The sequence below is a fragment of the Pseudomonas sp. SG20052 genome (genome assembly GCF_031766055.1).
Lineage (GTDB): Bacteria > Pseudomonadota > Gammaproteobacteria > Pseudomonadales > Pseudomonadaceae > Aquipseudomonas > Aquipseudomonas mandelii.
This window is the reverse complement of record NZ_CP134498.1, coordinates 3,164,254-3,188,967: the sequence shown is the minus strand read 5'-3', so window position 1 is coordinate 3,188,967 and position 24,714 is coordinate 3,164,254. Positions and strand designations below refer to the sequence as shown.

The following is a 24,714-nucleotide window of genomic DNA, read 5'->3' as shown; positions in this document are numbered from 1 at the left end:
AGGATTATGAGACTCTCGAATACTCAAATGCAAGCAGAAATGTACCGATATATAGGTACTGTATGGATGACCAGTTAATACGATGGAAGACATGAGCAACCACGCAGGCAACAGAGCCATGACCATCGGAACAAATCTGAGACGGTATCGGGAGGCCAAAGGCCTGACCCAGCAAGCCGTTTGGGAGGCTGCGGGGATTAGCAAGTCGAGCTATACCTCCTACGAGGCGGGCCGCGGAATCCCAGCAGCTGACAAGGTGGTAAACCTTGCCCAGGTACTGGGAACAACCACGGATGAACTGCTGCTAGAGCCTTCGGAAATGGTCGTATCTCAAGACATGCTGCCTATTCTTAGGCGATTTGAGGCTCTACCAGTAGATATCCGAAATCAGGCCAAAATCGCCTTGAAAGGTGTGCTTTTCGGATACGAGCAAGAAGCCCTGAGATAGAAAAAGCAGGTCGCGTGAAGGTTGGAAAGTATGGAAAACCATACCAAAGTGGGGGTGTAACAGCACCCCCACCCGCTTCGCTTGAGTCACCGTTCATTTCTGGAGCAAGAACGCCATGCCAACCACGACAAATCATCCGCTGCTTAAGTTTCTCGCTGATCTGCCGCAGTTCCATACAAAGCTGCTTGATGGTGCGGTGCTCGATATGCGCTCTGGTGCCATAGTTTTCAAACATGATGGTGGTGATGAACCCAAACATCAAAACACCCTCACCCTGCGGTGGCCAGGCCAAGAGCCAGGTCACTACGCTGTCGTCGACGGGGAAAAATACGGACGCCTCCAGGTCAAGGAGGCTGTTCTGTTGGGAGCAGTTGAAGACGCTTTGCTCCGGCAATTAGAAAAAGCTCTGAACTGACCTCCGGGACCTGACCTGCGATGGCGTCAGATCGTCACGGGACCGTGCAAGCTACGCGACAGAGCCGGGATAGAGACTCGGGTAAATCAGATCGCGAAGTGACACGGCAGTGATAAGACGAGCTGTTTACGCGAAGAAACCCTCGGTGATTTGAAGATCGCCGGGGGTTTTTTGTTGGGCGTGAAATTGGCCGGCTTTGCCGGGTATCGGCGCGGATGTTGATTAGCCTGGCTGCAGATTTGCGAAGCGCCTAATGCCCTGCGGGCAGGTCGAGGTAAGGCTAATATCCGTAGCGAGACAAGCTTTCGATGAATTTCGCGGACGCGAAACTGGGGCTTTCAGACCAGGTTCACATGGTCATTACTCACGGAAATACTTGTTTACGTGAGTAATGAGGTCTATGCCGGAAAAAACTCGAGAGAGAACGTGCCTTCCTCCTTTCCTGGGATAAAGGAAAGGGAGAGGTTTGAAAGCTCGATAACCTGCATATCGCTGCCATCAGGTTTCCAAGATGCCTTGAGAAAACCTTCATTTGAAAACTCAAAGACCTGGTAAACGCGCCCTGCTTCATCAACCGGGGTGCTTACATGATTAATCAAAAAGTGAGGGGACAAGCTCGTGCTCCAAGACTTGAGAACGTAATCGGATTGAAGATAACGTTCTGCCAACGAGTCAAGACCAGGCTGCAAAGCTCTTTCAGACAGCGCAATGGCAGCATCCCGCGCATCATAGAGTGTCTGCCTAAGGACAGCATTCTCACGCTTCGCCTCATTAAGCTGAGCCTCTAAATGCCTAACCTGCAGTTGAAGACCGGGGAACTGAACGGCAGCAGATCGATAAGCCCCAGTAACAGTGCCTAGGCCAGTAGCGGCCAACAGCCGATCATGAAAGTCATCATTGTCAGATTGAAATTTGATAAGCATGCAACCTCCAAAAGGTACCAAAATGCAGCCTTGGTGATTTCACCAGGTTACGACAATGGTACCTTTATGCCAGCATAAAAACGTACCTTTTATTGTTTATATATCGTTAAAAAACAATAAATAGGTACGTAAATGCCTCGCATAATGGACGTTATGGCTAAATTCAGCGTCGGGGCTTCGCTATTATCCCGACGCTAAATTCGTCGATTCTGACGGCATAGCTACCATAACGTCATCGATATTATGCGAACCGTCCTATACGGAGCTGGGGGGCTCTGGTGGTCAGATTTGAAGCCTGACGGCGCCTCCTGCTTTCAGCTTGGCGATGCTGATCACTGCGTGCTTGAATGCCGCCCGACAAACGTTGCCTCACCAATTGACGGAGAAATTGCATGTGGCTTTGTACAGAATGGAAAATCGACTGGGACGCTGTAGCTGCTGTCGCAACGGCTGCTGCTGCAATCATCGCACTTATTATCTGGAGCTTCGACAAGGCTCAAAGAAAACGTGAACGGGCCGCAAGCGCGAAGCTCCTAGCTCAGATCATGACAACACCCGTTGGAGCTACCCAGATAGAAATCGCAAAATTCAGATGCTATGTGGTGCCTTCTGATAGCGACCAAACATACTTACTGGACGTGCTAAATGATGAAAACGCCCGAAAAGATTTGGCTGCTCAAGCATCGAAAATCACCATCGATCTACCATCTCAATTCTTAGATAAAGCTGACATCTTCAGCGAGACAGTCAACAACAGGCTTGCGAATGCATTCTCACAAGTGAACCGTCTAAAAAAGATGTCGAGCCTCCTAGCTGATCTACCAGACTCGGCGTTAGAAGAAGAAATTTCCCAGCACCTTATGGCGGTTCTCAACCAAATCAAAGAGGCGGAACAAGCCACTGAGGAAGCCTTCCAGGCTCTCTTAAAAGCCGGAAAATCCTATTAAGGTTTAGGTCTACCCTACTCCACTTTAATAGCCAAATAATATAACTATGCTAAATGACTGTTTAGTTTAGTTATATTGGCTCGGGTTTCGCGGGCGCGAAACTAGACCAATAAACGGCCAGTCTTGAAAGGAACCATCATGGAATCAGAACCCGGCTCCACCAATGTGTACGCGGATCTGGGCTTTGAAAACCCAGTATCAATGCTACGCAAGGCTCAAATTGTGTCGCAACTACACGCCTTGATTGGCAAATCGGAAAACGACCTGGCTCAAGCTGCCAAGGTAATTCAGCTGAATAATGACCAGCTGAAACACTTACTGCTCGGAAGGTTTGAAGATATCGAAGAAGACGTTTTGATCCAGTACCTGGACAAAATCATCGCTTCTCGACCAAGACCGGCGTGAGAAAAAGCACAAGCTCTGTACTATTTGAGACAGTCGAGCTGCTGGTAAATAACCACTTGAAGCCGGGAATTTTACCGAAGAACGGAACACTTTTAATCACTGTGGTATCCACGTCCGAATAGACACCGCCAAGGGCCACAGTCTGCCCGAATCCAGAAAAAACCCGGGAAGTAAGCGACGTGGTGTTGATTGGTGGAACACCATTCATCGCATTGGAATAATCTGGTTCATCCTTAGAAAGGATGATATCGAGCAACACACCCTTCTCGTTAACAAATGGAGTGACATCCAAAGATAACGCAGCCTCCTTAAAAGAAATCGATGTCGACCCCTCCCCTGCAGCCTGCTGATAAGGAACCTGAGAACCCTTAACGATCTTGGCTTGGTGTCGATCAGAGGTGTACACGCGAGGACTGGAGATAACACGACCCTTTCCACGTTGCTCCATCGCGCTAAGTGTTGCGTCAAGGTTGACCGACTTGGAGACAATGCCAAAACCAGCAACAGCTGCCGCCGAAAGCCCCAGTGGCACAGACCCAATGACAGTACCGGCCCCGCTGCCAACAGATCCACCCCATTCGACGCCGAGGTTCTTGGAGTAAGAACGATCAACTTCGACAATACGAGCTTCGATCATCACCTGTTTTCTGGAGTAATCAACAGCAGCAAGGTAAGTACGAAAATCAGAAAGTCTACTGTCAGCCATTCGGGCAACAATAACAGAAGACCCATCTTCAAAATTGAGGCTCTCGCCTTGATCCAGAGGAAACGCTTTTATAGCGTCAGACGACAAAATGTTATGAACCTTGAAAATAGTAACTTTGAAAGAAGGATTAACGGCAGATGAAATGGAGTCTTGAGATTGTTGGAATGCCCCATAAGACTGTTTTGAATATTCACTAGGGCGCTGAAGCGAGCTTACACGCAAGAAATTACCTTCTACGCTATATAGCAAACCTTTCGCGGAAGTTACATATTCAATTGCCTCATCCCAAGTAACGTCTTTCATTCGCATGGAAAGTGATCCACGAATATTTTCGTCTTGTACGAGATTCAAGCCACGATAGTCAGCAAGAAGCTGCAATGCCGACGACACTTGAATGCTCTGAAAATCAAAGTTAAGAGGCTGGGTAACAGCTTCTGCCTGAGAAACAGAGGCAAAAAGAAAAAGACCCAAGGTTAAGAAAAAATGGTGAATAGTCTTAAAGTTAGTCATGGCTTTAGTTCCCGATGCTTGGTGGGTTAATTGGCGGCGTCGTTTGCGCTACGCTAAACACCACCTCCAATTAATCCACCTACGATGGGGATAGGCTTTTTGAGCGACCAATTTGTAATCTTAAAGCCGTCTACAACACAATAAGCTTCCGTAAAGTCAGGAAAATACCGGCAATGAGAAAATGAGATATATCGAGTATTACCGTTATTGTCAGCAATCAAAGCGAGGGCCTCAGAGACCGCTTTAGACGATGGATCTGGCCTTGATGGATGAACAAACCCAACTAAGCGCCAAGCGGCTGAGATAGGTGGCTCAGCGGGCTTTTTAGGTAGTTGGGCATCAGAGGCAGAGGAATCATGCTTAGTCACACCAGGGGAGCCAGTAGAAAAGAAGCTTTTCACCCCATATATCCCCAAACAAATGAACAGAACAAAAATGACAATGGTCGACCAAAGGCCGAAAGATCGCAAAATACTGGCGCGACCATCAGCAGACGATTCATCACCTACGGCTCCAGAATTAGATTGAGTTGCAGACTTATAAAAAGAATAAACAGAAGGCTTGAAAGTTCCTGCCGTTGTTCTGACAAGTTTGGACTTGGAGGGAGAGTCACCAGTGACTGCACCGTTATAAATATCGACTTTGAAAGCCTTCTTGTTCAGCTTTCTGATTCGATAAGTGGTTTCGATCAACAGGCGAACCCAAGATGAAATCTGTGCTAAATCTTGCGTGACCAGGACAACACGCATTGAGTTGTTCTTATCGTCAACGCGGTGACGGTGTTCAGCGAGCAAGGACTTATCAATAAAGTTTGCGTGGTTTGTATTCTGACCTGCCGGCCATCGTCTCCAGCATTCATCTATGATCGCAACAGAACCGGGAGGGATAATCTCCGAAAGATCGTTAACTTCAAACCAGTTCGCTGGTAGCTGAGTGATGTTGCCACCATAGGTGGACAGAAGGTCATCTATTGACAGGGGAATATTAGTAACCACATGCCTATCTTGTTTAAGCGAAGGGATTACAACATGCTCGACGACACCATAACTTTTACCATGACCCGGCTTGCCAACATAAGCATGAATAGCCATAAGTCACCCAATAAAAGGAATGCGACGAATAAGAAAACGAATCAAATACGCACTTAAGACACTAACAATCCCAAGTGGTATCTGGAATACATTCATGAAATACCAAACTGATGCCGGTATGGCTGAAAACAATCCAGCCGCTTGCTCAGCAGTGCTTGCAATTGGAAGTGTATCGATCAAGGTAATAAAAGCAGCCCAGATCCAATCCAACAAACTGAGAAACATATCAATAAAGAACTGCGCGACATCACTAAATACGTCCCTGAGCCAAGCAGCAAAATCACTAAGCATTTGGTTTACCTACGCCGATAGAATAATAAAAACGGCCAACAAGGCCCATGCAGCCATGAATACAAATGACAACGTTGGTGCAATAGACTCGAAAATAACGCAGTGAGAATCAAAGGTTATGTTCGATCCAAAGAGATCAATAGTTGCAACTGGGCACGCTGCACCAGGATCACCGATATTTTGAAAAGAGCTCTTGATTGTCGTGTAGGTAAGAGACTCCTGAAACGTTGAGCTGAAGCCTAGATATTGGGACTCGATCCGGGGCTTTCGCTCGCCTTCCCGAGGGTCAAGGTCAGGCTTTCCGGGGGTTTTGAACCCATCGTTGGAGCTACTACCATCACCGCTCCCATCGCCAGAACCGTCACCACTACCATCACCAGAGGCATCACAGGTGTTGTTAGGAACAGTGGTGTCACACTCATCATCACCAGTACCAGAGCCAGTACCGTTTAAGCTCGTTCCCGTCTCATAAGCAACAGACGTGTTAACGGCACAACTGCTGCCATCACCAGCGTCATCAGTAACTAGAGTAAAACCATAATTGCAAAATCCGGTCTGCGCATCAGTTGCCAATAGAAAGCAATCTTTTGTATTAGCTGATTCCGGCTTTTCATAAAGGCAATTATCAGAACATACAGAAGAAGGCGAAGGGGCAACGACATAATTCTTACCATCACTCTGAACTACTGAACCATATGGGCCACGGCTAACTATGGCGGAGGCAGCATTTGCACAAGCATTGGGCACATGGTCAGCAGTGCCATATCGCTTAACAACACTAGGGTGACGCCTAACGGTAATCTCATCCCATTTGTTAGTTCGGTTGTAGTAGCAATAACCAGAACCGGATACGGAGGGATCACCAGTATCATCGATAGTGCCCCAGTGATTGAATGAGAGATTAGTCTGGCCAACATCAGTGTAGGTAGAAAGGATAACGGTGCAGGCTGCCTCAGCGGAAGGATATTGAGTCGCCCCATCGTCTTTGCTGTAGTAGTAGGCTGCATTACTGTTAGCACTCAAAAGCATGGTTAACAGAAATAAGAGTTTGGTTCTCATATCACCATCCCGTGAAGGTGGCAAACGAGCAACCACAACCGATGCAGAACATGGCGAAGTAATAGAGCTGATCCATTTGGCCTACCTCAGGTAAATAGCGAAATATCTTCGCTGTTGCGAATATTTAAGTAAAAAAAAGGGTGCCCGAAGACACCCAGGTCAATCAGATGATGTGACTTAACCGCGCAGGAAGCCCAACACGATCTTGGCACCTTTGATACCGGCATAAACACCAGCCAAGATGCCAGCAACAGCAAGAACACCCACGGAAATGGTGCTGAAGTCGATGGACGAAGTCAGGCCGGTATAGTCCCAGCCACCGGCAGGGTCAGCAGCGAAAACCGAAGGTGTAACAACAGCCAGGGCAACAGCAGATACAGCTACAGCGGCAGTCTTTTTAAACATGGTTGAATCCTCAGGATTGCTTGATGAAATTAAGAAACGCCCGGATACCCATAGACCCGACCATAAAGAACGCGACTAGTGTGAATCCGGCCCCAAATGCTTGAGCCAACGTAGTTGGATCAAGCTGAGACGGATCAAAGGGAGGCGTATACGGCAAAGCCTCCCAAGAAGTAGAACAAACCGGCAAACCGCCATCGGTAGAAATCTCAGATGGACAGAAAAGAATGCCGGGCATTACGCAGACTTTTGAGTTGCCGAAGAAATAGGAGCGCTGGAACTGACACGACGCCCTTGGCGAGGATCGACTTCAAAAATAAGACGATCATCACGAACCTGTGCAATAACATCACACTCATACTTTCCCGGCTGAGGAACCTGCTGTGGAGTTTCAGCGTAAAAAGTGCATTTTTGAGGATATGGAATATTGGGCAAGTGAGCATACGCTTCAAACATGCAGTAAGGTTTTCCGCTCTTCGCGGCAGTACCGCTACGGTGATTACCAGTTACTTCGACTACGATAACATTAGACATGTAATGCCCTTACCTCAGTGTTGGAAAGCCAGGAGCAGTGCCGGGCTTACGATATGCCCAACTGGGCGCGATAGATTCAGGGTTGCGCCTGAATGTTTTAAATTTGCGTGCAGAGCGTTGACGAGCTACTTCTTGCTGAGCCAGTGCAGATAGAAACAGCCGCATAAGACTATTAATCCCAGCGCATTCATCATATTGAGGATTGTTAAGTGCATTAATGAACTCCGCCTCAACAGCAAAACGTAGATTTTGATAAGAAACCCGATCCATCAGTAGCCCATCCATTCAGCAACAGAGGTTGTTCCTGTTTCTTGACGTTCAAGCGTCCAGATACGCTCTGGCTTGACGCCCTGCTCTTTCCGGGCTTCGACTGCCTTGAGCGTTTGTTCGACCTGTTGAGCAAGAACGGGATTGGTAAATGAGCTGCGCACTTGCTGCTGTTCAGCTAGACGACGACGCTGGCCAGAACTAAGCACCGTTGCATCGAACTTTACAGTCCTCATGCAGCGACCTGCTGGAGATGATTAGGACGTTGATACCACGTTGGAATAGCCAAGGTACTTTTTGTCACCTCGCGACACTGACGGACGAACACAGGAGCAAAGCGGCTGGTATCGCAGGCGTTACGAATGTTGATGCCTATGCGATTGAGCTTGGCTGCATGGCCTTTAACTTGTGACTTTGAAAAGTCGATGTTAGATGTTCCAGACATCCACTCAAGAGCATAACTAGCCGTGGTACGAGCAGAACGTAAGGTGTCACAAACACCCTCAGAAACTAACTGCTCAGCAATGCTCACAATATCCATGGCTGTCACCTTTAACTTTTCATCTATCTTAAGAAACTCGCTGTGGAGTTCGGCCAGACGCCTTTCATCAAATAGGCCCCAATAGCACAGGGCTTCACGCTGTAAATATTCGCTTTTAAGCTCTTGTTCCATGCGGACCACGCCTTCTTGTGCGCAGTAGTTTTTAACCCGCTGAACATATTTGTATTCATCTGATTGTTCACCAAAGACACGTTTTATCTTTGGAAGGCAGTTCTGACCCATTTCAAAAGCTTTGTCGTACGCCTTTCGATACTGGAGACGACCGCCTTTGCCATTGCCTTTCGGCGTCCAAGCAACAGTGCGCCCGTTGGGGTACAAGAAGCCGATGGAGTGCCCGATTCTCTGACTAGAAACACCGCGCAGATAGGCAAGGACGTTGCCCTCCCCCAACGAAATATTGGTGGTTAGGTCAATCCGTTCAATCTTTGCCCCATCAGCGATACGGTCGCCCGACTTCGCACCGGATTCACCCTGACGAATATCAAGGCGAGTGCAGCGGGTAAACCCAGGAAGCCCGTACTCACGCAACAGCGCGTTGTACACCGACACGCATTGCTCGATAGAGATAAAGCCAAACAGGTTATCTAGCCGCCCTACCCGGCTAGGATTTCCTTCAACGCGGACTTTCCGGCCCTGAACGTGAACAGTGACCGAAGTCGAAAAACTGGCTTCGTGTTTGAAACGTGGCTGACGGGTGCTCAGAACCTCATTGGTGTTCGCGTCTATCGTCAAGGTGAAGATGCCGCACACGACCGGTAGGTCATGGTCGTGCTCCTGCGAAATCGTCAGCCAATCGATGAACATGTGAAATCCTGTCAATATCTGTATTCCGATACAGAAGTGGCAGGATTATGAGACTCTCGAATACTCAAATGCAAGCAGAAATGTACCGATATATAGGTACTGTATGGATGACCAGTTAATACGATGGAAGACATGAGCAACCACGCAGGCAACAGAGCCATGACCATCGGAACAAATCTGAGACGGTATCGGGAGGCCAAAGGCCTGACCCAGCAAGCCGTTTGGGAGGCTGCGGGGATTAGCAAGTCGAGCTATACCTCCTACGAGGCGGGCCGCGGAATCCCAGCAGCTGACAAGGTGGTAAACCTTGCCCAGGTACTGGGAACAACCACGGATGAACTGCTGCTAGAGCCTTCGGAAATGGTCGTATCTCAAGACATGCTGCCTATTCTTAGGCGATTTGAGGCTCTACCAGTAGATATCCGAAATCAGGCCAAAATCGCCTTGAAAGGTGTGCTTTTCGGATACGAGCAAGAAGCCCTGAGATAGAAAAAGCAGGTCGCGTGAAGGTTGGAAAGTATGGAAAACCATACCAAAGTGGGGGTGTAACAGCACCCCCACCCGCTTCGCTTGAGTCACCGTTCATTTCTGGAGCAAGAACGCCATGCCAACCACGACAAATCATCCGCTGCTTAAGTTTCTCGCTGATCTGCCGCAGTTCCATACAAAGCTGCTTGATGGTGCGGTGCTCGATATGCGCTCTGGTGCCATAGTTTTCAAACATGATGGTGGTGATGAACCCAAACATCAAAACACCCTCACCCTGCGGTGGCCAGGCCAAGAGCCAGGTCACTACGCTGTCGTCGACGGGGAAAAATACGGACGCCTCCAGGTCAAGGAGGCTGTTCTGTTGGGAGCAGTTGAAGACGCTTTGCTCCGGCAATTAGAAAAAGCTCTGAACTGACCTCCGGGACCTGACCTGCGATGGCGTCAGATCGTCACGGGACCGTGCAAGCTACGCGACAGAGCCGGGATAGAGACTCGGGTAAATCAGATCGCGAAGTGACACGGCAGTGATAAGACGAGCTGTTTACGCGAAGAAACCCTCGGTGATTTGAAGATCGCCGGGGGTTTTTTGTTGGGCGTGAAATTGGCCGGCTTTGCCGGGTATCGGCGCGGATGTTGATTAGCCTGGCTGCAGATTTGCGAAGCGCCTAATGCCCTGCGGGCAGGTCGAGGTAAGGCTAATATCCGTAGCGAGACAAGCTTTCGATGAATTTCGCGGACGCGAAACTGGGGCTTTCAGACCAGGTTCACATGGTCATTACTCACGGAAATACTTGTTTACGTGAGTAATGAGGTCTATGCCGGAAAAAACTCGAGAGAGAACGTGCCTTCCTCCTTTCCTGGGATAAAGGAAAGGGAGAGGTTTGAAAGCTCGATAACCTGCATATCGCTGCCATCAGGTTTCCAAGATGCCTTGAGAAAACCTTCATTTGAAAACTCAAAGACCTGGTAAACGCGCCCTGCTTCATCAACCGGGGTGCTTACATGATTAATCAAAAAGTGAGGGGACAAGCTCGTGCTCCAAGACTTGAGAACGTAATCGGATTGAAGATAACGTTCTGCCAACGAGTCAAGACCAGGCTGCAAAGCTCTTTCAGACAGCGCAATGGCAGCATCCCGCGCATCATAGAGTGTCTGCCTAAGGACAGCATTCTCACGCTTCGCCTCATTAAGCTGAGCCTCTAAATGCCTAACCTGCAGTTGAAGACCGGGGAACTGAACGGCAGCAGATCGATAAGCCCCAGTAACAGTGCCTAGGCCAGTAGCGGCCAACAGCCGATCATGAAAGTCATCATTGTCAGATTGAAATTTGATAAGCATGCAACCTCCAAAAGGTACCAAAATGCAGCCTTGGTGATTTCACCAGGTTACGACAATGGTACCTTTATGCCAGCATAAAAACGTACCTTTTATTGTTTATATATCGTTAAAAAACAATAAATAGGTACGTAAATGCCTCGCATAATGGACGTTATGGCTAAATTCAGCGTCGGGGCTTCGCTATTATCCCGACGCTAAATTCGTCGATTCTGACGGCATAGCTACCATAACGTCATCGATATTATGCGTAATATATTGTATGGGGCTGGGGGGCTCTGTGATCAGATTTGAAGGCAGGCTCACAGGTTGTCCGGCTCCTGATCGGAATCCGGCAACTGCTCCAGCGGCGGCATTCCATAAAACACGATGAACACATCTTTGCTGCCCAGCTCACGATACCAGTGCACAACGTCCTCAATCAGTTCGTCCAAGACACCGATCAAAATATCGTCGTAACCTCCAGGAGCACCGGCTTCATATCGATAACGCGCATTGGTGAAAACTTCACGATCCTTCTCGATCCAATGCTCGTGACGATCAAGCCGAATATGCTGCCTGATCGGTTCAGGTATCGCATGAAACAACGTAAGCAGATCGTGCTTATTTGGACCTCTGTCTTTCCGATAAGCCGGAATTCTGTCTGTCGCTTTCAAATGCTCATGCGCAGCTTTTATTGCGTCCAGGTCCAGTTCGTAAGTTTCATTGACCTGGCCAAGGTTGCCATTGGGCTTTGACACGAAGCTTTTGAGCAGGATTTCCATGCCAATTGCAGCATTGATCTGCGCAATGTCCAGCATGTCATGGCCACGTCTAAGGTGCTTCGCAGCCTTCAAATAGCGATAAGCGCTTTCAACCATCCAGGGCGATAAATATGTCATTACAACAGTCTTTTCACTCGTTTTCGTTCAGCTCTTAGAAGCCAAAGCCAGAAGCTTCACAACGCTGGAGCCCCTGATTTACTTGGCTTGTTACCGATTACACGTGTCTGCTTGAAGCTTTGAAAGATACCGCACATGATTGAAAGATAGCGACCAAGGAAGAACGACCCCTAGTTCATTTAATGCACTACCCTTCCCCGTTAATAACGGATAATTATAACTAAGCTAAATGCCTATTTAGTTTAGTTATATTAATGTGGCGAAATCGCATCGATGATCGATGTGATGTTTTTTTGAGCAGCCTGCCAGCTATCCGAACTAAATATCCTAAAAAATGGTAACTAACAGCATGAAACTGTCTGGTTGTTTGCTTCTGTCACCCGCTACTCGCTCCGACTGCCAGTCCAGGTGTCCGCTACATCATCTGTCGGTTTGTCAGTAGTGATGAGCTTCTCGATGCCCCAGTCACCAGGCACATTCCAATCCTCGCCGAAAAGTTCGGCCGGGTGCATCGTACGGTCGGAACCATTGCCGCAGGCCAAGGACTTCGCCGGACAATAACGGTCGCACCCCCAACAAATCCGTTCGGGGTGCTTGGGGTTGATGGGGAAGTTTTTAGCCATGCCGATCTCCGGTCATTGGGAGGCGTTCTTCCAACCTATAGCCCTTACGCAAAACCAGCCTTGATACACATCAAGAATCGACATCAGATGACTGCGCTCACCTCCTTCGCAATCCCGGGGCTAAGCTAACGCTTTAACAGACTTGGAGACGCCTCTCATGCTCAATAAAAATCCTTTCCCAAGCGGCCTATCAACATGGGACGATCAAGATGCTGCAACATCTCTTGATGACAAAGCGTTTACCGGTCCGCCCGCCTTGACCAATGCCGAACTGGTTCATCTGCGTGTCCGAGTGATTGCCTTGGAAAACCTGGTCATCGCCCTGCTGGCCGATGGTTCGGAACACCAGCTCGCCGTTGCGCGCGAGATGGCCACCTACATTTCCCCCAGACCCGGCTTTACCCAGCATCCGCTGACCATTCACGCAGCCGAACAGATGACTCACAGCGTCGAGCGCGCCCAGCGATTTCGCCAGCGTGATGAGGCATCGGTTTAATTGCTCGAAACTTGATGCCAATCATTATTGTTCGCAGCAAAGCTTCCTAGACTCGGGCTCCTACTCGTCAATGCCCAGGAAGAAATTATGCGTACCCCCTTGTCGCTTTCGCTTGCCCTGCTCTTGCTCACACCGCTGGCTCACGCCAAGGAATACCCGATCGGTGAGCCACAGTTGTGTCCTGGGCTGGAAGTCGGGGCGGTGTATTTGCAGCCGATCGAGATGGCACCTGCCGGAATGATGCGGGCCACCGCGGATTCCGATGTGCATCTGGAAGCCGACATTCGCGCCACGGCGGACAATCGACAGGGCTTTCAGGAAGGCAGTTTCGTGCCTTACCTCAATGTCTCGTTCAATCTGAAAAAACAGGGCAGCGAGAACGAACTCAAAGGCGATTTCCACGCCATGGTCGCCAATGACGGGCCGCACTATGGCGACAATGTAAAGCTGCTCGGCCCAGGCAAATATCAGCTGACCTTCACCGTCCTGCCACCCGGCGGTCATGGGTCCCTTGGCCGTCATACCGATAAGGAAACCGGCGTAGCCCCCTGGTTTGAACGCTGCGAATTGCACTACGAGTTCATCTACGCCGGCATTGGTAAAAAAGGCGGCTATTGAATGAAGCGCCTGCAGATTGCCTGGCTGATGCTTGCCGGAGCAGTGGCGCCGTTCATGGCCTATGCCGAATTACCCAGCTATGAACTCAGCCTGCGCGATGGCCACTTCACTCCTGCCCTGTTGGAGGTTCCGGCCGGTCAGCGCTTCAAGATCATCCTGAGAAATATCGGCCAAGGCCCAGCCGAATTTGAGAGCACGCCGTTGCGGGTCGAAAAAGTCCTGTCGCCGGGCGTGACAACCTTCGTGGTCATTCACCCGCTCAGGCCCGGCCACTACCCCTTCTTCGACGAGTTCAATCCACAACTGCCCGAGGGCGGCATCCTCGCGAAATAACCCGTTCAAACACGGAGTTTTCATGTATCAATCAATGTTCATTGTCTGGCGCGAAAGCGTCGAGGCGCTGCTGGTGATCGGCATTCTCCAGGCCTGGGTCAGTCAGCATCAGGGTGATCGACTGGCGAAGTACTTGTGGGCAGGCGTCGTGCTGGGGTTGATGCTTTCGGGCCTGCTGGCGGTGTTGATTCTGTTTGCCGGTGAGGCCATGAGCGGTTCAGCCAGTGAATGGTTCCAGGCTGCACTTGCGCTGGTGGCCAGCCTGCTGATCGTGCAAATGGTCGGCTGGATGCACCGCCACGGGCGCACGCTCAAGCACGATTTGCAACGACACGCTGATAGCCACCTGGCTCGGCAAGGTGGCGCGGGTCTGTTACTGCTGGCCCTGCTCGCCGTCAGCCGCGAAGGCAGTGAAACGGTAGTCTTTCTCTATGGCTCCGGTGCTCAGTTGCGAGGTCCGCAGCTCGGTTTGTTTGCCGTCGGCGGCGCAATGGGATTGGTGCTGTCGGCGCTGACCATTGCCCTGCTGCACAGCAGTCGCCGGTTCATCTCGTGGCAGCGATTCTTTTCCATCAGCGAAGCTGTTTTGCTGATACTCGGCGCGGCGTTGCTGGTCAGCGGTACCGAGCGAATTGGCGGCCAATTACTCGCCATGGATTTACCGGAGGTGATGTACAGCCTCGTTGGTGATGCGCTTTGGGACAGCAGTGCCTTGCTCAGCGACAGCCATGGACTGGGTGGTTTTCTTGCCGGTTTTGCCGGTTATCGTGCGACGCCCAGCGGCATGACGTTACTGGTGCTGGCCGGTTATTGGCTGACCGTCGGAGGTTGGCTGCGCCAGCGTGCTGTGGAAAAAGTCCCATGCCTGAGCTGAGTCGCCGCAATCAATGGCTGCAGCGCCTGGGCGACGGCATGCGTCGTCACGCGCCCGTCATCCGTGCCGTGCAGTGGGTCGTTGTACTGTTTTACGCGTTGCTGTTGGTGATCCCGGCGGTGTTGCCGCTGCCGGACAGCCAGGCACGGCTGCTCGATAACCTGACCCTGTTCGCGCAGTTTTTGTTCTGGGGCATTTGGTGGCCGTTCGTGTTGCTGTCGATCGTACTGTTTGGACGAATCTGGTGTGGCGTTCTCTGTCCGGAAGGCTCACTCAGCGAATGGGCGAGCCATTACGGCAAAGGTTTGGGTGTACCGCGCTGGTTGCGCTGGGGCGGCTGGCCAACCCTGGCGTTCTGCCTGACAACCCTCTACGGCCAGTTGATCAGCGTCTATGACTACGCCCAGGCGGCGCTGTTGATTCTGGGCGGTTCGACCGTCGCCGCGATCGTCGTCGGGTTGCTGTTCGCCCGAGGCAAGCGGGTCTGGTGCCGTTACCTGTGCCCGGTCAGTGGCGTCTTCGCCCTGCTCGCCCGACTGGCGCCCGTGCATTTTCAGGTCGACGAACAACGCTGGATGGAAAACGCCGCGCCACGCCTGCCGCCGCCCAACTGCGCGCCCTTGCTCGATATCCGTCGTATGCAAGGCGCCAGTGACTGCCATGCCTGCGGACGTTGCAGCGGACAACGCGGCGCGGTTCAGCTGATCGCGCGCTCCAGCAACCAAGAGATTCTTCATGCGACGGCGCAGACGCTTTCACCATGGGACGCGCGTCTATTGCTGTTCGGTGTGATCGGTCTGGCCATGGGCGCCTTTCAGTGGACGGTCAGCCCATGGTTCGTCGCCCTCAAACAAACCCTCGCCCAATGGCTGGTCGAGCACGACCAACTCTGGGCCCTTGAGGACAACGCGCCCTGGTGGCTGCTGACCCATTACCCGCAGCTCAACGACAGCTTCAGCTGGCTCGACGGTTTCAGCATCGTCGCTTACTTGAGTTTGAGTTCGATGGTGTTGGGCACGGCGTTGATGATCCTTCTGCGCCTGACGGCTCGACTGGCGCAAGATCCTGCACTGTATTGGCCCCTGGCGCTGACACTCACGCCCTTGGGGGGTGCGGGATTGTTTCTAGGGCTGTCGGCCACAACGGTGAAATTGCTGCGCTATGAAGGTCTGCTGCTGGAGTGGGTACAACCGGCCAGGGCTTGTCTGTTAATGGCTGCGATGGGCTGGAGCCTGTTGCTGGGTTGGAAACGGCTGGACCGCGAAGGCCTTTCCCAGGTTCGTCGCTGCGCTGGCAGCACTTGCCTGTTACTCGCCATCGGCTTGGTAGGGTTCGACTGGTGGTTGCAGTTCTGGGGCTGGTCCTGAGCGCCCTCATCCACAACCACCAACCCGAATTACCTAGACTTTAAAACGCGCCACCGTCTGGTGCAGCGCCCCGGCCATCTGCGCCAAATCCTGACCTGCGGTGTGAGTATGTTGGGCACCCAGCAAGACCTGCTCTGACAAGTTGCGAATCCCCATCAGATTGCGGTCCACCTCACGCGCCACCAATGCCTGCTCCTCCGTAGCGCTGGCAATCATCATGTTGCGCTCGTTGATCTGCGAGATCGACCGGGTGATTTCATCCAATGCATCGCCCGACCGTTGCGCCACTTCCAGGGTGGCCCGCACCAGGTTGCTGCTGCTTTGCATGGCCGTCACCGCATGCCCGGTATCGAGACGAATGTTGCCGATCATCTGCTCGATTTCCTGGGTGGACTCTTGAGTGCGATGCGCCAGGGCGCGCACTTCATCGGCGACCACGGCAAAACCGCGTCCGGCATCACCAGCACGAGCCGCTTCAATGGCCGCGTTAAGGGCCAGCAAATTGGTCTGCTCGGCGATGCTGCGAATCACGTCCAGCACCTTGCTGATGTCCTGCACCCGGCCCGCCAGTTGCTCGATGCGCTGTGAGGTGTCGGTGACCCCATCGGCCAGTGCGCCGATTGAAACCACGGTTTCCTGAACCTGTTCACGCCCGCGTTGCGCGGTTTGCTCGGACTGCCGCGAGGCCTCGGAGGTGCTGACCGCATTGCGCGCCACTTCATCGACCGCAGCGGTCATCTGGTTCACGGCGGTGGCCGCCTGCTCGATCTCCAGCCCTTGCAATTGCAGGTTGCTGCTGGTCTGGCTGCTGACCGCACTCAGCTCTTCGGAGGAACTGGCCACCTGGTCCACCGACATCGCGATGTGCCTGACCATGGCATTCAGACTTTGCTGCATCTGATGCATGTTCATCATCACGCTGCCGCCGGCACTTGAGTTCACGGGTACCTGAATCGTCAGGTCGCCTTGAGCGATCTGACTTAAAAACCGTGCGGCATCGTCCGGCTCGCCGCCCAATGGACGGGTCACACTGCGCGTGACGATCACCGCCGCGGCGATGACCAGCGCCACACAGAACAAAAACAACCCGAGCATATTGCGCCGGGCATCGCTGTACAGTGCCTGCGCTGACTGTTCTCTGTCGGCGAATATTTTGCCTTGCAGCGCCATCAACTGATCCAGGCTGCCATAAACCTCGCGTTCGGCCGGCACGACCTTTTGTTTCAGCTGTGCCATGGCGTCATCGAAAGCCCCTTGCCGGATCAACACCTGCACTTGAGTGAACGCCGCCACGTAGGCTTCACGATTCTTCTTCAACGCGGCATAAGCGGTTTTGCCCTCTGGCAAATAGAACAATGGTTCAAGCGTATCGAGTGCCTGGGTAATCCGTTTCTTGGTAGCGTCGATTGACTGCTGCACCTGCTGATTATCTTTATCGATCAGTAGATCCCGGGTGTTCCTGGCGTTATCACGTACGCCGGTGGCGATGACCATGATCGGATCGATCTTCGGCCAGTCCTGCTTGACGATTACTACCGCCTGTTCCTTGAGCGTTGCCAGATCGTGCAACGCGTAAAACGCCATGCCAATCAGCGCCAACGGCGCGATGGCAAAGCCGATGACGATACGTTGTGCTGTCGTTAATTTGGCCATATCAAATGCTCCCTGTTTGATACCTGCCGATTGGCAGCGCATTTGAAAACCTAATGATGGATGTCACCGTTAAACGTTAATTCGCAGCCACGGTTACCCCCGTAACACGAAAGCGGGAAACAGCTCGCGCATGGCTTCCCATAAGTCAGGTAGCAAGGCTTGTGCCGAAACACTCGGCAGCAGCGGATCGAACATCCGCTCGGTGCGAACCAGTTGCACGGCGAAACGCTTGACGCCGAGTTCGCTCAAACGCTGCGCGAGGACCAGTAACCGCGCCGGCTCGAACAGATGCCAGTGCACAGTGGTACGACATTCATAATCGACACCACTGGCCAGCAGATGCTCAAGACTGCGCCAATTGGCGGTACCGCTGCCTTCGACCCGGGTGATCGCCTGGCAATCCTCGGGCAGCGCCTTCACATCGAAGCCGACCCAATCAGCGCCAGGCAATACCTTGGCGAACGCAGCCGGCTTGATACCGGCACTGTGCAAACCAATGCGAAACCCCATCGCCCGCACCTCCTCCATGGCGCCGAGCAAACCGTCCTGCAGGGTCGGCTCACCGCCACTGAACACCACCGCATCGAGCAGGTCCTGACGCCGTTGCAGAAACGCCAGCACCCGCCGCCAATCCACTTCGTCTGTGCCACGAGGCGGGATCAACTGCGGGTTATGGCAGTAACGACAACGCCAGGCGCAACCCTGGCAAAACAGCACGCAGGCGAGCTGTCCCGGATAGTCGATAGTGGTCAGGGGCACCATGCCCCCGACCCGAAGCGTTCGACTCATTGGCGCCCGGCCAGCGCCGCGCTTTCAGTGAAGTGCACCCGCTCACGGTGCTCCGACTGTTTACCCGGATTGAACGCCGACACAGGGCGGTGATAGCCCATCACCCGGGTCCAGACTTCGCAGCGTTGACGTTGAGCCTGGGGCAGTGCTTGCGATGCAGTCATGGTGAAGCTCCTTGCGGTTGAGTGGATCGAAATCAATGAACGGTGCCGAGCTTCTGTTCTTGCAGCAGCAAGACCTCGTCGCATTTGGGGCAGAACTCATGCTCGCCATCGAGGTAGCCGTGCACCGGGCAGATGGAGAACGTCGGGGTCACGGTCAGGTACGGCAGGCGGAAGCGGCCAAGCGCTTTGCGCACCAGTTGCTTGCACGCCTCGGTCGAGGAAATCCGCTCGGCCATGTACAGATGCAAGACGGTACCGCCGGTGTATTTGCATTGCAGTTCGTCCTGAAGCTCCAGGGCCTCGAAGGGGTCTTCGGTGTAGCCCACGGGCAGTTGGGAAGAGTTGGTGTAATACGACGCTTGCACGCTGCCAGCCTGGAGAATGCCGGGGTAACGCTTGAGGTCTTCCTTGGCGAAGCGGTAAGTCGTGCCCTCGGCTGGCGTCGCTTCCAGGTTGTACATGTGGCCGGTTTCCTCTTGGAAACGCAGCAACGTGGCGCGCACATGATCGAGCATGTTCAGGGCAAACTGCCGGCCATGCTCGGTGTGCATGCCCTCCTCGTCGCCCGTGAAATTGCGCAGCATTTCATGCATGCCGTTGAGGCCGATGGTCGAGAAATGGTTGCGCAGGGTTCCGAGGTAGCGCTTGGTGTACGGGTACAAACCGGCATCCATGTGGTGCTGAATCACCTTGCGCTTGACCTCCAGGCTTTCCATCGCCAGTTCCATCAGTGTGTCCAGTCGCTGCAATAATCCACTGGTATCACCCTTGAACACATAGCCCAGCCGTGCGCAGTTGATGGTGACAACGCCAAGCGATCCGGTCTGTTCCGCTGAGCCGAACAAGCCGCCGCCACGCTTGAGCAACTCGCGCACATCGAGCTGCAAACGGCAGCACATTGAACGCACCTGATTGGGTTGCAGATCAGAATTGAGGAAGTTCTGGAAATACGGCAGGCCGTACCGCGCGGTCATCTCGAACAGACGATCGGCGTTTTCACTGTCCCACGGAAAGTCATGGGTGATGTTGTAGGTCGGGATCGGAAAGGTGAACACCCGCCCTTTCGCGTCGCCGGCCTGCATCACTTCGATGTAAGCGCGGTTGAGCAGCTCCATTTCGGCTTGCAGGTCACCATAGGCAAACGGCATTTCTTCACCGCCGATGACGGGTATTTGCTCACGCAAATCCTGGGGGCACACCCAGTCGAAGGTCAGGTTGGTAAATGGCGTCTGCGTGCCCCAGCGTGACGGTACGTTGAGGTTGTAGATGAACTCCTGGATCGCCTGGCGTACTTCCTGAAAACTCAGTTGATCCTTGCGCACGTAGGGCGCCAGATAGGTGTCGAACGAGCTGAACGCCTGGGCGCCGGCCCATTCGTTTTGCAGGGTGCCGAGAAAATTCACCATCTGCCCCAAGGCACTGCTCAAGTGCTTTGGCGGACCGGCTTCAACACGCCCCGGCACACCGTTGAGCCCTTCGTGCAACAGGGTGCGCAGCGACCAGCCGGCGCAGTAACCGGCGAGCATGTCGAGGTCGTGCACATGCAAATCCGCCTCGCGGTGGGCCTGGCCTATGGCCTCGCTGTACACCTCGTCCAGCCAGTAGTTGGCAGTGACCTTGCCCGACACGTTCAACACCAGTCCGCCCAGTGAATACCCCTGATTGGCGTTGGCCTGGACCCGCCAGTCTTCACGGTCCAGGTATTCGTTCATCGAAGTCGCCACCTCGACCATGGTCCGGCGGTCGCGGCGCAAGCGCCCGTGCTGTTCGCGGTAGACGATGTAGGCACGCATGGCGAGGAAATATCCGGCGTCCATCAACACCCGTTCAACACGGTCCTGGATTTGCTCGACATGGAGTCTTGGCAAACCTTCGAGCCTGGCCAATACCGCGTTAAGCAAGCCTTCAACCTCAACCTCGGCGTATTCCCCCGTCGCCTTGCCGGCGGCGATCAATGCCTGACGGATTTTGTCGGCATCGAAGGCGACCTGACTGCCATCGCGTTTGTGCAAACGGTTACATCCTACTGCGATCAGCGTGCTTTGCATTTGGCCTCCAGACACTACATATAGATCTAAAAAAATCCAGAACCACAACATGCAGTGAAGGCTACGGAAAAAGTGCTGATCTGCAATTGATCGACATCAAGATTCCCCGGCGAAAGAACGTCCGATAACGGCAGAAGAAAATCTAATGTGGGAGCGAGCCTGCTCGCGATGACTGCAGCACGCTCAACATTGATGTCGATTGTTCTACCGCTATCGCGAGCAGGCTCGCTCCCACAGTGATTTGCTGTGCTTTACAGATCAGCTCAACCGCCACTCATGTTCATGAACCGTACAATCTGCACCTCCCCTTCGGGGCTGAAATCGTGGCGCAACGGTTTGCCGCGCAAAGCCTTCTGCACGGCATTGATCACGGGCTGATCATCCAGCGGATAACGCCGCAGCAATCCTCTTAAATCCAGGGCATCGTCCTGCCCCAAACACAGCAACAGCTTCCCTTCAACGGTCATCCGTACCCGGTTGCAGCTGCCGCAGAAGTTGTGGCTGTTGGGTGAAATGAAGCCGATCCGGGTCTCGGGATGGCGTTCCAGACGCACATAGCGTGCCGGTCCGCCGCTGTTCTCGGTGCTGTCGAGTAACCGATGCTGGCTGGCGATCAGCGCCCGAACTTCGTCGCTGGAACAAAACGATTCACCCCGGGAACGCCCGACATCGCCCAAGGGCATTTCCTCGATGAAACTGATATCGATGCGCTGGTCGATGGCGTACTGCACCAACGCCGGGACCTCATCAAAGTTGCGGCCCTTCATCACCACGCAGTTGAGTTTGATTCGCTCGAACCCCGCGCCCCGTGCTGCCTCGATGCCGTTGAGCACTTGATCGAGATCGCCAATGCGGGTGATCGCGCGAAACTTCTGCCCGTCCAGGCTATCGAGGCTGATGTTCATCCGCTTCACCCCGGCATCGACCAACGGCCGGGCCAGACGGCCCAGCTGCGAGCCGTTGCTGGTCATCACCAATTCGCGCAAACCGGGCAACGCGGCGATGTTGCGACAAAGGTCGACAATGCCCGGACGAATCAGCGGCTCGCCGCCGGTCAGGCGAATCTTGCGTACACCCAGGCCAACGAACAGCGTTGCCAAACGCTGCAACTCTTCAAGGGTGAGCACCTGCTGACGCGGCAGGAAGGTCATGTTTTTCGCCATGCAATACACACAGCGAAAATCACAGCGGTCCGTCACCGACATCCGCAGATAATCAATCTGCCGTCCAAAGCCATCCTGCATTACAGCGTTCATCACATCTCCCGGTTTGCCTCGATGCTCACTGCACCAGCGGTGAGTCGGCGCCCTGCAAATGGATACCGCGAATATCCGCCGCACCGATCAGGGTTTGCAGGTATTGCACCAGGGCTTTTTGCCACACGCCTTGCTGCAACTGCGTGCGGATCGCCGTCGACACCACTTCATAGGGCAACGGCATGCCTTCGATTCGCTGATCGACACTGACCACATGCCAGCCGTAGCGACTTTCCAGCGGTTTGCTGGCCAGGCCCGGTGCCAGAGTGAACAACTGACGTTCCAGTTCAGGCACGGTTTGGCCCTTACTGATCTGCCCCAAAGAACCACCCTGAGCCTTCGACGGGCAGGCCGAATATTTCAACGCCAGTTCGGCGAAAGTGCCGGGGAATTCATCCAGACGTTGCAGCAGGACTTCCGCCTGAACATGCGCAAGGCTGCGCGCCTCGACATCGTCCGGCGCACATTCGAGCAGGATGTGCCGTACCGCCAGCAATGGTGCGCTGTGAAAGCGCCCGCGATTGTTTTCGTAGTAACGAAGACTGGTTTCCTCGTCGCACTGCGGCACATGCACCTCGCGTTCAAGCAACAAACGCGTGGCCGCTTCTTCTTCGTTCTCGCCAACACCGATCTCCATCGATACGCCGAGTTCGGCAATGCGCTGCTGCAACAACTCGCGGATCACCAACGCCCTGGCGGCCAGGTACACCGCTTCTTCGCGGCTTTCGGCCGGGTGATATTGCAGCTCCAGCGCCATCGATTCCGGCGTGATCGACACCTCGTTGACGCTGATGATCGGCCACTCCTGTTCACTGCTGGCGATCAACTGCGCCGGGGCGTCATCGGCCCCTGCGGGCTCAACCGGCAGCGCCTCGAACTGCGCCTCTGCGACCGGCGCCATGTCGAGAATGGCCTCCGCTTTTTTTGAAGAACCGCAGCCACCGCTGCCCCCATTACCGCCACCACATCCGCATCCACCTGACATGATTGTCTCCTCAGTACTTCTGACGAACGATTTGATAACGACGCCCCAGGTACCAGATCGGTGCGCTGATCATGTGTACGAGACGGGTGAAGGGGAACAGCACAAACAGGGTCAAACCGAGAAACACATGCAGCTTGTAGATCAACCCGACCGGCGCGATGGCCGCCGCGGCTTCCACCGGACGCAACAACACGGTGTTCTGTGCCCAATCGGCGAGCATCACCATCACCGAGCCGTCCATGTGCGCGGTGGACGCAACGATCGTCAGCAGCCCCAGCAGCAACTGCGCCAGCAGCACCAGCAGAACCAGAATGTCCGAGGGGCTGGACGTGGCGCGGACCCGTGGATCGGTGAGCCGCCGATTGACCAACATCAGCAAGCCAATCAGGCACAACAGACCGAAGAAGCCACCGGACACCATCGCCAGCAACTGCTTGTTCTCAGTGCTGATCACGTGGTGATACACCGACGCCGGGGTCAGCAGGCCGACAAAGTGTCCGGCCAGTACGAACAACACACCAATGTGGAAGAAGTTGCTCGCCACGCGCATGCCGCGCTGATTGAGCATCTGGCTCGAGCCGGCCTTCCAGGTGTACTGCGACAGATCGAAGCGCGCCCAGCTGCCAATCAGGCAAATCGCCAGGGCGACGTAGGGATAGACCCCGAACAACAACAGGTTCCATTTAGACATTGCCTACCTCCTTGGCCGGCACGACGGCCAACCCTTCATGCTGAAAATCCACCCAGTGCAACGGCACCGCGCTTTCTTCCCGGGCCTTGCCCGGTGCGCTTGGCAGTCCACTGCAACGGTCCTGCTGTTCGGCCTGGAGAAAGTCCACGGCCTCCTCTTCCCAAATCTTGTCGAGGGCTTCCAGGGAGTCGTCGCGCGGCTCCGCCGCCACCTGCGCCCGCAGGTCGGCCACCGCTTGATGCGGCTCGGCCCCGGCAATTTGCAGCAGCGCCCGGAAGCAGCTGGCATAGGCACTTTCACGCTCTTCCAGACGCGCCGCGAGCAAGGCCAGCAAGTGCGACACATCCGCCAGGCCCTCCCGGGCCTCGATGTCTTCGCGGGTGGACAGGAACTCCAGGTACAGCGGTATGTAATCGGGCAGCTCTTTGACACCGATGGCAAAACCGGCTTCTTCGTATTGCGCCATCATGTCGACCATCGCCTGGCCGCGATCGCGGGATTCGCCATGCACGTGCTCGAACAAGAGCAGCGACAGCGAGCGGCCTCGACCGAACAGCGCACCGTAGTGCTCCTGCCCATCCATCAGGTCATTGGCGCAGATCAACTCCAACAATTCGAACAACGCGCCGCGTTGCTTGGGGCTGATTTCCCGTGACTGGATGATCGCTTGCTCGAGTTCGTCGCGACCGCCAATCAGTGTCTCGGTCGGGTAATCGAGCAGCAGCGAAATCACTTTGAGAATTTGCAT

32 protein-coding genes and 1 pseudogene are annotated in these 24,714 nt (G+C 53.7%); 11 read left to right on the top strand and 22 right to left on the bottom strand.

Annotated elements, in window-relative coordinates; genetic code table 11:
• Positions 1 to 118 precede the first annotated feature (118 nt).
• Both RHP74_RS14545 and RHP74_RS14540 read left to right on the top strand, forming a co-directional pair.
• On the top strand, positions 119 to 448 hold the full coding sequence (locus RHP74_RS14545; RefSeq protein ID WP_311100117.1) for a helix-turn-helix transcriptional regulator: 330 nt from the start codon (positions 119 to 121) through the stop codon (positions 446 to 448).
• Positions 449 to 563: 115 nt separating this feature from the next.
• Complete coding sequence (locus RHP74_RS14540) at positions 564 to 863, top strand: hypothetical protein (RefSeq protein ID WP_311100115.1); 300 nt, start codon at positions 564 to 566, stop codon at positions 861 to 863.
• 398 nt (positions 864 to 1,261) lie between these two features.
• On the opposite strand, the gene RHP74_RS14535 is transcribed toward RHP74_RS14540, so the two are convergent.
• Positions 1,262 to 1,786, bottom strand: a complete 525-nt coding sequence (locus tag RHP74_RS14535) for a hypothetical protein (protein ID WP_311100113.1) — start codon at positions 1,784 to 1,786, stop codon at positions 1,262 to 1,264.
• A gap of 392 nt (positions 1,787 to 2,178) precedes the next feature.
• Here RHP74_RS14535 and RHP74_RS14530 point away from each other — a divergent pair, with 392 nt between their 5' ends.
• Both RHP74_RS14530 and RHP74_RS14525 read left to right on the top strand, forming a co-directional pair.
• Positions 2,179 to 2,733: a hypothetical protein gene (locus RHP74_RS14530; protein WP_311100141.1), complete on the top strand. Its 555-nt coding sequence runs from the start codon at positions 2,179 to 2,181 to the stop codon at positions 2,731 to 2,733.
• Positions 2,734 to 2,871: 138 nt separating this feature from the next.
• Entirely contained in the window at positions 2,872 to 3,138 is a 267-nt protein-coding gene (locus RHP74_RS14525) for an XRE family transcriptional regulator (RefSeq protein WP_311100138.1), read from the top strand.
• On the opposite strand, the gene RHP74_RS14520 is transcribed toward RHP74_RS14525, so the two are convergent.
• From RHP74_RS14520 to RHP74_RS14480, 9 genes are all read right to left on the bottom strand, one after another.
• The gene (locus RHP74_RS14520) at positions 3,110 to 4,354 is read right to left on the bottom strand and encodes a hypothetical protein (protein WP_311100135.1); all 1,245 of its coding nucleotides are present in this window, start codon (positions 4,352 to 4,354) and stop codon (positions 3,110 to 3,112) included. The two genes, RHP74_RS14525 and RHP74_RS14520, sit on opposite strands and share 29 nt — an antisense overlap.
• 53 nt (positions 4,355 to 4,407) lie before the next feature.
• Complete coding sequence (locus tag RHP74_RS14515; protein WP_311100133.1) at positions 4,408 to 5,445, bottom strand: zonular occludens toxin domain-containing protein; 1,038 nt, start codon at positions 5,443 to 5,445, stop codon at positions 4,408 to 4,410.
• Between the two features lie 3 nt (positions 5,446 to 5,448).
• Positions 5,449 to 5,736, bottom strand: a complete 288-nt coding sequence (locus RHP74_RS14510) for a DUF2523 family protein (RefSeq protein WP_311100131.1) — start codon at positions 5,734 to 5,736, stop codon at positions 5,449 to 5,451.
• 9 nt (positions 5,737 to 5,745) lie between these two features.
• Positions 5,746 to 6,795 (bottom strand): hypothetical protein, encoded by a 1,050-nt coding sequence (locus tag RHP74_RS14505; protein WP_311100129.1) that lies wholly within the window; start codon positions 6,793 to 6,795, stop codon positions 5,746 to 5,748.
• Between the two features lie 177 nt (positions 6,796 to 6,972).
• Entirely contained in the window at positions 6,973 to 7,200 is a 228-nt protein-coding gene (locus RHP74_RS14500) for a hypothetical protein (RefSeq protein ID WP_311100128.1), read from the bottom strand.
• Positions 7,201 to 7,434: 234 nt separating this feature from the next.
• The gene (locus RHP74_RS14495) at positions 7,435 to 7,731 is read right to left on the bottom strand and encodes a propanediol utilization protein (RefSeq protein ID WP_311100126.1); all 297 of its coding nucleotides are present in this window, start codon (positions 7,729 to 7,731) and stop codon (positions 7,435 to 7,437) included.
• Positions 7,732 to 7,740: 9 nt separating this feature from the next.
• Entirely contained in the window at positions 7,741 to 8,001 is a 261-nt protein-coding gene (locus RHP74_RS14490) for a hypothetical protein (protein WP_311100124.1), read from the bottom strand.
• Positions 8,001 to 8,234, bottom strand: a complete 234-nt coding sequence (locus RHP74_RS14485; RefSeq protein WP_311100121.1) for a hypothetical protein — start codon at positions 8,232 to 8,234, stop codon at positions 8,001 to 8,003. Before RHP74_RS14485 ends, RHP74_RS14490 begins: the two co-directional genes overlap by 1 nt.
• Positions 8,231 to 9,364, bottom strand: coding sequence for a phage/plasmid replication protein (locus tag RHP74_RS14480; protein ID WP_311100119.1), 1,134 nt, complete (start codon positions 9,362 to 9,364; stop codon positions 8,231 to 8,233). Before RHP74_RS14480 ends, RHP74_RS14485 begins: the two co-directional genes overlap by 4 nt.
• 159 nt (positions 9,365 to 9,523) lie before the next feature.
• Between RHP74_RS14480 and RHP74_RS14475 the strand changes: the two genes are divergently transcribed.
• A complete protein-coding gene (locus tag RHP74_RS14475) occupies positions 9,524 to 9,853 on the top strand; it encodes a helix-turn-helix transcriptional regulator (protein WP_311100117.1) in 330 nt (109 codons plus the stop codon).
• A gap of 115 nt (positions 9,854 to 9,968) precedes the next feature.
• The gene (locus tag RHP74_RS14470) at positions 9,969 to 10,268 is read left to right on the top strand and encodes a hypothetical protein (protein ID WP_311100115.1); all 300 of its coding nucleotides are present in this window, start codon (positions 9,969 to 9,971) and stop codon (positions 10,266 to 10,268) included.
• A 398-nt stretch (positions 10,269 to 10,666) separates the two neighbouring features.
• Here RHP74_RS14470 and RHP74_RS14465 read toward each other — a convergent pair whose 3' ends face one another.
• The 3 genes from RHP74_RS14465 to RHP74_RS14455 form a co-directional block, all read right to left on the bottom strand.
• The gene (locus RHP74_RS14465) at positions 10,667 to 11,191 is read right to left on the bottom strand and encodes a hypothetical protein (protein ID WP_311100113.1); all 525 of its coding nucleotides are present in this window, start codon (positions 11,189 to 11,191) and stop codon (positions 10,667 to 10,669) included.
• Positions 11,192 to 11,490: 299 nt separating this feature from the next.
• A complete protein-coding gene (locus RHP74_RS14460; protein WP_311100111.1) occupies positions 11,491 to 12,069 on the bottom strand; it encodes a hypothetical protein in 579 nt (192 codons plus the stop codon).
• A 383-nt stretch (positions 12,070 to 12,452) separates the two neighbouring features.
• Positions 12,453 to 12,692: a DUF3079 domain-containing protein gene (locus RHP74_RS14455; RefSeq protein WP_077748447.1), complete on the bottom strand. Its 240-nt coding sequence runs from the start codon at positions 12,690 to 12,692 to the stop codon at positions 12,453 to 12,455.
• A 157-nt stretch (positions 12,693 to 12,849) separates the two neighbouring features.
• On the opposite strand from RHP74_RS14455, the gene RHP74_RS14450 reads away from it, so the two are divergent.
• From RHP74_RS14450 to RHP74_RS14430, 5 genes are all read left to right on the top strand, one after another.
• Entirely contained in the window at positions 12,850 to 13,188 is a 339-nt protein-coding gene (locus RHP74_RS14450) for a hypothetical protein (RefSeq protein WP_311100109.1), read from the top strand.
• 87 nt (positions 13,189 to 13,275) lie between these two features.
• The gene (locus RHP74_RS14445) at positions 13,276 to 13,806 is read left to right on the top strand and encodes an iron transporter (protein ID WP_017338861.1); all 531 of its coding nucleotides are present in this window, start codon (positions 13,276 to 13,278) and stop codon (positions 13,804 to 13,806) included.
• On the top strand, positions 13,807 to 14,139 hold the full coding sequence (locus tag RHP74_RS14440) for a cupredoxin domain-containing protein (RefSeq protein WP_010460251.1): 333 nt from the start codon (positions 13,807 to 13,809) through the stop codon (positions 14,137 to 14,139).
• A 22-nt stretch (positions 14,140 to 14,161) separates the two neighbouring features.
• Positions 14,162 to 15,013 carry an FTR1 family protein gene (locus tag RHP74_RS14435; protein WP_311100106.1) on the top strand — a complete coding sequence of 284 codons (852 nt, stop codon included), beginning with the start codon at positions 14,162 to 14,164 and terminating at the stop codon, positions 15,011 to 15,013.
• Positions 15,001 to 16,380 (top strand): 4Fe-4S binding protein, encoded by a 1,380-nt coding sequence (locus tag RHP74_RS14430; RefSeq protein WP_311100105.1) that lies wholly within the window; start codon positions 15,001 to 15,003, stop codon positions 16,378 to 16,380. Before RHP74_RS14435 ends, RHP74_RS14430 begins: the two co-directional genes overlap by 13 nt.
• 33 nt (positions 16,381 to 16,413) lie before the next feature.
• Here the strand turns inward: RHP74_RS14430 and RHP74_RS14425 are convergent, their stop codons facing one another.
• The 9 genes and pseudogenes from RHP74_RS14425 to narJ form a co-directional block, all read right to left on the bottom strand.
• Entirely contained in the window at positions 16,414 to 17,550 is a 1,137-nt protein-coding gene (locus RHP74_RS14425; RefSeq protein WP_409201936.1) for a methyl-accepting chemotaxis protein, read from the bottom strand.
• A 3-nt stretch (positions 17,551 to 17,553) separates the two neighbouring features.
• Positions 17,554 to 17,964: pseudogene (locus RHP74_RS31395) on the bottom strand (MCP four helix bundle domain-containing protein); the annotation flags it as partial.
• Between the two features lie 162 nt (positions 17,965 to 18,126).
• Complete coding sequence (locus RHP74_RS14420) at positions 18,127 to 18,822, bottom strand: anaerobic ribonucleoside-triphosphate reductase activating protein (RefSeq protein WP_311100102.1); 696 nt, start codon at positions 18,820 to 18,822, stop codon at positions 18,127 to 18,129.
• Positions 18,819 to 18,986: an anaerobic ribonucleoside-triphosphate reductase gene (gene nrdD / locus RHP74_RS14415; protein ID WP_010460242.1), complete on the bottom strand. Its 168-nt coding sequence runs from the start codon at positions 18,984 to 18,986 to the stop codon at positions 18,819 to 18,821. The genes RHP74_RS14420 and nrdD overlap by 4 nt, the downstream gene beginning before the upstream one ends.
• 32 nt (positions 18,987 to 19,018) lie before the next feature.
• Positions 19,019 to 21,034 carry a ribonucleoside triphosphate reductase gene (locus RHP74_RS14410; protein ID WP_311100100.1) on the bottom strand — a complete coding sequence of 672 codons (2,016 nt, stop codon included), beginning with the start codon at positions 21,032 to 21,034 and terminating at the stop codon, positions 19,019 to 19,021.
• Between the two features lie 263 nt (positions 21,035 to 21,297).
• Positions 21,298 to 22,290 (bottom strand): GTP 3',8-cyclase MoaA, encoded by a 993-nt coding sequence (moaA, locus tag RHP74_RS14405; protein WP_311100098.1) that lies wholly within the window; start codon positions 22,288 to 22,290, stop codon positions 21,298 to 21,300.
• A gap of 25 nt (positions 22,291 to 22,315) precedes the next feature.
• Positions 22,316 to 23,275 (bottom strand): peptidylprolyl isomerase, encoded by a 960-nt coding sequence (locus tag RHP74_RS14400; protein WP_311100096.1) that lies wholly within the window; start codon positions 23,273 to 23,275, stop codon positions 22,316 to 22,318.
• A gap of 10 nt (positions 23,276 to 23,285) precedes the next feature.
• On the bottom strand, positions 23,286 to 23,966 hold the full coding sequence (gene narI, locus RHP74_RS14395; protein WP_010460234.1) for a respiratory nitrate reductase subunit gamma: 681 nt from the start codon (positions 23,964 to 23,966) through the stop codon (positions 23,286 to 23,288).
• On the bottom strand, positions 23,959 to 24,714 hold the full coding sequence (gene narJ, locus RHP74_RS14390) for a nitrate reductase molybdenum cofactor assembly chaperone (protein ID WP_010460232.1): 756 nt from the start codon (positions 24,712 to 24,714) through the stop codon (positions 23,959 to 23,961). Before narJ ends, narI begins: the two co-directional genes overlap by 8 nt.